This window comes from Pseudomonas sp. AD21, from assembly GCF_002878485.1.
Lineage (GTDB): Bacteria > Pseudomonadota > Gammaproteobacteria > Pseudomonadales > Pseudomonadaceae > Aquipseudomonas.
Genome location: NZ_NQYG01000022.1, coordinates 71,161 through 77,286, shown reverse-complemented (window position 1 = coordinate 77,286; position 6,126 = coordinate 71,161). Strand labels below are relative to the sequence as shown.

At 60.7% G+C, this 6,126-nt stretch carries 3 protein-coding genes; 1 reads left to right on the top strand and 2 read right to left on the bottom strand.

From position 1 onward, the window contains the following. Nucleotides 1–128: 128 nt before the first annotated feature. Both PseAD21_RS15530 and purL read right to left on the bottom strand, forming a co-directional pair. A complete protein-coding gene (locus PseAD21_RS15530) occupies nt 129–440 on the bottom strand; it encodes a YqfO family protein (protein WP_102356444.1) in 312 nt (103 codons plus the stop codon). A 5-nt stretch (nt 441–445) separates the two neighbouring features. Continuing rightward, entirely contained in the window at nt 446–4,342 is a 3,897-nt protein-coding gene (purL, locus tag PseAD21_RS15525; RefSeq protein ID WP_102356443.1) for a phosphoribosylformylglycinamidine synthase, read from the bottom strand. Nucleotides 4,343–4,627: 285 nt separating this feature from the next. On the opposite strand from purL, the gene mltF reads away from it, so the two are divergent. Then, on the top strand, nt 4,628–6,088 hold the full coding sequence (gene mltF / locus PseAD21_RS15520) for a membrane-bound lytic murein transglycosylase MltF (protein WP_102356442.1): 1,461 nt from the start codon (nt 4,628–4,630) through the stop codon (nt 6,086–6,088). Nucleotides 6,089–6,126 lie beyond the last annotated feature (38 nt).

Below are 6,126 nucleotides of genomic sequence, written 5' to 3'. Positions count from 1 at the left end.
CCTGAGCCGGCGCCTTCGCGAGCAAGCCCGCTCCCACATTGGAACCCCATCGTCTACAAAATCGGGGGCAACAAAAAACCCGCAGACAGTCACTCATCTGCGGGTTTCCTGTTTCAGCAGCAAAAAGATCAGAAATCTTCCAGCCGCCACACTTCATAAGCCGGCGTCTCATAGGGATGGCTCAACTTAAGAGCCGCCACAACAGCCACGATCAACTCATCTGCCACCACAAGCTCAACCTTCCATTCCTCAACCCGCTCAACCTGCCCCGCCTCGCCAATAAACGGCTGACTGCCGTCCAAAGGCCGAAACTGACCAGACCCAAGCACCTGCCACGCACAGTGGTCATAGTCACCGATTCGCCCACCACCGGCAGCGAACACAGCGCCTTTGACCACCTCGACATGACTGTCAGGAACAAAAAAGCCGAGCTTGTACACAGGCCTTAGTTAACCCAGACGCGCGCGTTACGGAACATACGCATCCAAGGTGCGTCCTCGTTCCAGTCTTCCGAACGCCACGAGTTCTGCACCGCACGGAACACACGCTCCGGGTGCGGCATCATGATCGTCACACGGCCATCACGGCTGGTGAGACCGGTAATCCCGCGCGGCGAACCGTTCGGGTTGGCCGGGTAGGCTTCGGTGACCTTGCCATGGTTGTCGACGAAACGCATCGCGACGCAACCGGACAGATCGGCTTCCAGCAGTGCTTCTTCGCTGGAGAACTCGGCGTGACCTTCACCGTGAGCGATGGCGATCGGCATACGCGAACCGGCCATGCCCTGCAGGAAGATCGAGTTCGATTCCTGGATCTGCACCATCGCCACGCGCGCCTCGAACTGCTCGGAGCGGTTACGCACGAAGTGTGGCCAGAACTCGCTGCCCGGGATCAGCTCGTGCAGGTTGGACATCATCTGGCAACCGTTGCACACGCCGAGGGTGAAGCTGTCGTTACGCTCGAAGAAACCCTGGAACGCATCGCGGGCGCGGCTGTTGAACAGCGCCGACTTGGCCCAGCCTTCACCGGCGCCGAGGACGTCACCGTAGGAGAAACCACCGCAGGCCACCAGACCTTTGAACTCGTTCAGGTCGACGCGGCCGGCCAGAATGTCGCTCATGTGCACGTCGATCGCGTTGAAACCGGCGCGGTCGAAGGCAGCGGCCATTTCCACTTGACCGTTGACGCCCTGCTCACGCAGCACGGCAACCTGTGGGCGAATGCCTTTCTTGATGTAAGGCGCGGCGATGTCCTGGTTGACGTCGTAGCTCAGCTTGACGCTCAGGCCCGGGTTGTCTTCTTCCAGCAGCACGTCGAACTCTTGCTCGGCGCAGTCGGCGTTGTCGCGCAGACGCTGAATCTGGTAGCTGGTTTCAGCCCAGGTACGTTGCAGCAGACGACGCTGGCCTTCGAACACGGTGTCACCGTTGAAGGTGATGTTGATCTGGCCGTTGTTCATTGGCTGACCGATCACCGACACGCAGTCGCCCAGACCGGCCGCGCTGAACTGCGCGAGGATATCTGGCGTGGCGTCCTGACGAACCTGGATCACGGCACCCAGTTCTTCGTTGAACAGGATCGCGGCGATTTCTGCCGAGGACTCGGCAACGCTGTCCAGGTTCAGGCTCAGACCGCAGTGGCCGGCGAAAGCCATTTCCACTACGGAAGTCAGCAGACCACCGTCGGAGCGGTCGTGGTACGCCAGCAGGTGACCGTCGGCGTTCAAGCCCTGGATCACGGCGAAGAAGGCTTTCAGGTCTTCGGCGTCATCGACGTCCGGCGCGTGCTTGCCGAGTTTGCCGTGGACCTGTGCAAGGATCGATGCGCCCATACGGTTCTGACCGCGACCGAGGTCGATCAGGATCAGGTCGGTGGTGCCCTTGTCCATGCGCAGTTCCGGAGTCAGGGTCTGACGGATGTCAGCCACTGGCGCGAAACCGGTCACGATCAGCGACATCGGCGAGGTCACGGTTTTTTCTTCGCCGTTGTCGTTCCAGCGGGTGGCCATGGACATCGAGTCCTTGCCCACCGGAATGGTGATGCCCAGCTCAGGGCACAGTTCCATACCGACCGCTTTCACGGTGTCGTACAGACGCGCGTCTTCGCCCGGGTGGCCGGCAGCCGACATCCAGTTCGCCGACAGTTTGATGTCGGAGATCTTGTTGATGCGCGACGCGGCAATGTTGGTCAGGGTTTCGCCGATGGCCATGCGGCCCGACGCCGGGGCGTCCAGCAATGCCAGCGGAGTACGCTCGCCCATCGCCATCGCTTCACCGGTGTAAACGTCGAAACTGGTCGCGGTGACGGCAACGTCAGCCACCGGAACCTGCCACGGGCCGACCATTTGGTCACGGGCCACGAGGCCGGTGATGGTGCGGTCGCCGATGGTGATCAGGAAGCTTTTGCTGGCCACGGCCGGGTGATGCAGAACGCGTTCGATGGACTCGGTGATGTCGAGGTTCGATGGATCGAAGTCATCGCCCAGCTCAGCTTCGCGAACCACCGAACGGTGCATGCGCGGGGCTTTGCCCAGCAACACTTCCAGTGGCATGTCCACCGGGTTGTTGCCGAAGTGGCTGTCGGTCACGGTCAGTTGCGGCTCGGCAGTTGCCTCGCCCACTACGGCAAACGGGCAGCGCTCGCGTTCGCAGATCGCCTGGAAGCGCTCGAAGTCAGCCGGGCCGACCGCCAGAACGTAACGTTCCTGGGATTCGTTGGACCAGATTTCGTGCGGGGCCATGCCCGGCTCGTCGTTTGGAATGTTGCGCAGTTCGAAACGGCCACCGCGGTCGCCGTCGTTGACCAGTTCCGGGAAGGCGTTGGACAGACCGCCCGCGCCGACGTCGTGGATGAAGCTGATCGGGTTTTTGTCACCCAGTTGCCAGCAACGGTCGATGACTTCCTGGCAGCGACGCTCCATTTCAGGGTTTTCGCGCTGTACGGAAGCGAAGTCCAGATCCGCCGAGCTGGTGCCGGTGGCCATCGAGGAAGCGGCACCGCCGCCCAGACCGATGAGCATCGCCGGGCCACCCAGTACGATCAGTTTGGAGCCGACGACGATTTCGCCTTTCTTGACGTGTTCTTCGCGGATGTTGCCCATGCCGCCAGCGAGCATGATCGGCTTGTGGTAACCGCGAACTTCGTCACCGTGCGGGGTGGTGATCGACTGTTCGAAGGTACGGAAGTAGCCAGTCAGGGCCGGGCGACCGAATTCGTTGTTGAACGCGGCGCCGCCAAGCGGGCCTTCGATCATGATGTCCAGCGCGGTAACGATGCGCTCAGGCTTGCCGTACGGCACTTCCCACGGCTGTTCGAAGCCCGGGATCTGCAGGTTGGACACGGTGAAGCCGGTCAGGCCGGCCTTTGGCTTGGCGCCACGACCGGTGGCACCTTCGTCGCGGATCTCGCCACCGGAACCGGTGGAAGCGCCCGGGAACGGAGCGATCGCGGTCGGGTGGTTGTGGGTTTCAACCTTCATCAGGATGTGCACCGGCTCCTGCACCGCACCGTACTGGCGGGTTTCAGGGTTCGGGAAGAAACGGCCGGCAACGTTGCCGACGATCACCGAGGCGTTGTCCTTATAAGCCGACAGAACGCCTTCGCTGTGCATCACGTAGGTGTTCTTGATCATGCCGAACAGGCTTTTTTCCTGGCTCTGGCCGTCGATATCCCAACTGGCGTTGAAGATCTTGTGGCGGCAGTGTTCGGAGTTGGCCTGGGCGAACATCATCAGTTCGATGTCGTGCGGGTTGCGCTTCAAGCCGTTGAAGGCGTCGACCAGATAGTCGATCTCGTCTTCGGCCAGGGCCAGGCCCAGCTCGGTGTTGGCCTTTTCCAGCGCAGCGCGACCGCCACCGAGGATGTCGATTGCAGTCAGCGGTTTCGGCTCGGCGTGGCTGAACAGACCGGCGGCCTGTTCCAGGTTGGCCAGCACGATCTGGGTCATGCGGTCATGCAGCACGTCAGCAATCTGCTGGGCTTCAGTTTCGCTGAACTGACCGGAGACGTAGAACGCGATACCGCGTTCCAGACGCTGGATCTTGCTCAGGCCGCAGTTGCGGGCGATGTCGCTGGCCTTGCTCGACCATGGCGAGATGGTGCCGAAACGCGGCAACACCAGAAACAGACGGCCGGTCGGCTCTTGAACCGGAACGCTTGGACCGTACTTCAGAAGGCGCGCAAGCACCTGCTGTTCGTCGCCGGTCAGGACGCCGGTGACTTCGGCGAAGTGAGCGAATTCAGCATACAGGCCACTGACAGCTGGAACCTTCTGGCTCAGTTGCTCAAGGAGTTTGCTGTGGCGAAAGGCAGAAAGGGCAGGAGCGCCGCGCAGGATCAACATCTTCGGGACAGCCTCGGGAAGGGGTGTGCTTTGAGGCCGTGCATTCTAGCCTAAACCGCCCTCAACATCACCCGAAACGCTACGCACGGTTGCACTCGGACATCAATCTGTGTTTCTGCCTTTGAAGTCAGATTTAACAGGGCAGAGAGACTGGCTTATTTTTACTGTAACAAAATGCCCTTGAACCCCATTCCTGCGGGGTTTCGGCCAGATTTTTGATCTCTAGCAGACAAGCCCTTCACTGTCGAGATATGGCGCCCGTGGCCGTTTGCGTATACTGCGCAGATGTTTTTCCCAACGGCTTTGCGTCCGCGGTACGCCAAATGGCTGATCGCAACCGGACTCTTCCTGATGCTCGGTGGCTGTGTTGATAAACCCAACACACTCGAGCGCGTAAAGGAGGACGGTGTGCTGCGGGTGATTACCCGTAACAGCCCCGCCACCTACTTTCAGGATCGCAGCGGTGAAACCGGCTTCGAATACGAGCTGGTGAAGCGCTTCGCCGACGATTTGGGGGTCGAGCTGAAAATCGAGACCGCCGACAACCTCGACGATCTGTTCAATCAGATTGGCAAGCCGAACGGCCCGGTACTGGCCGCGGCCGGTCTGGTCAGCAGTGAGGATCGCAAGAAGCAGGTGCGGTTCTCCCATTCTTACCTTGAAGTCACCCCGCAGATCATCTATCGCAACGGTCAGTCACGCCCCACCGATCCCGGCGATCTGGTCGGCAAAAAGATCATGGTGCTCAAGGGCAGCACCCACGCCGAACAGCTGGCAGAGCTGAAAAAGAAATTTCCCGGCATCGAGTACGAAGAATCCGACGCGGTGGAAGTGGTCGACCTGTTGCGCATGGTCGATGAAGGTCAGATCGACCTGACCCTGGTCGACTCCAACGAAGTGGCGATGAACCAGGTGTACTTCACCAACATCCGCGTGGCCTTCGACCTCGGCGATGCGCGCAGCCAGAGCTGGGCTGTTGGCCCGGGTGAAGACAACAGCCTGCTCAACGAGATCAACGCCTACCTCGACAAAGTGCAGAAGAACGGCACCCTGCAACGCTTGAAAGACCGCTACTACGGCCACGTCGATGTCCTCGGCTACATGGGCGCCACCACCTTCGCCCAGCACTTGCAGCAGCGCCTGCCCAAATACGAACAGCACTTCAAGACCTACGCCAAGAAAGAGAAGGTCGACTGGCGCCTGCTCGCGGCGATCGGCTATCAGGAATCGCTGTGGCAACCGGCGGTCACCTCGAAAACCGGTGTGCGCGGCCTGATGATGCTGACCCAGAACACCGCCCAGGCGATGGGCGTGTCAAACCGTCTCGACCCCAAGCAAAGCATCATGGGCGGCGCCAAGTACCTGGCCTATATGAAGGATCAGCTCGACGATTCGATTCAGGAACCAGACCGCACCTGGTTCGCGCTGGCCGCTTACAACGTCGGCAGCGGTCACCTCGATGACGCGCGCAAACTGGCGTCCCGCGAAGGCCTGAACCCGGACAAGTGGCTGGACGTGAAGAAGATGCTGCCACGCCTGTCGCAGAAGCAGTGGTACAGCAAGACCCGCTACGGCTACGCCCGGGGCGGCGAGCCGGTGCATTTTGTGGCGAACATCCGTCGCTACTACGACATCCTGACCTGGGTGACCCAGCCGCAGCTTGAAGGTGATCAGGTGGCCGAGGGCAACCTGCATGTGCCCGGTATCGACAAGTCAAAACCCACTCAAGAACCTGCCCCGCTCTAACAAACACCCCAAAAACAAATGTGGGAGCGAGCCTGCTC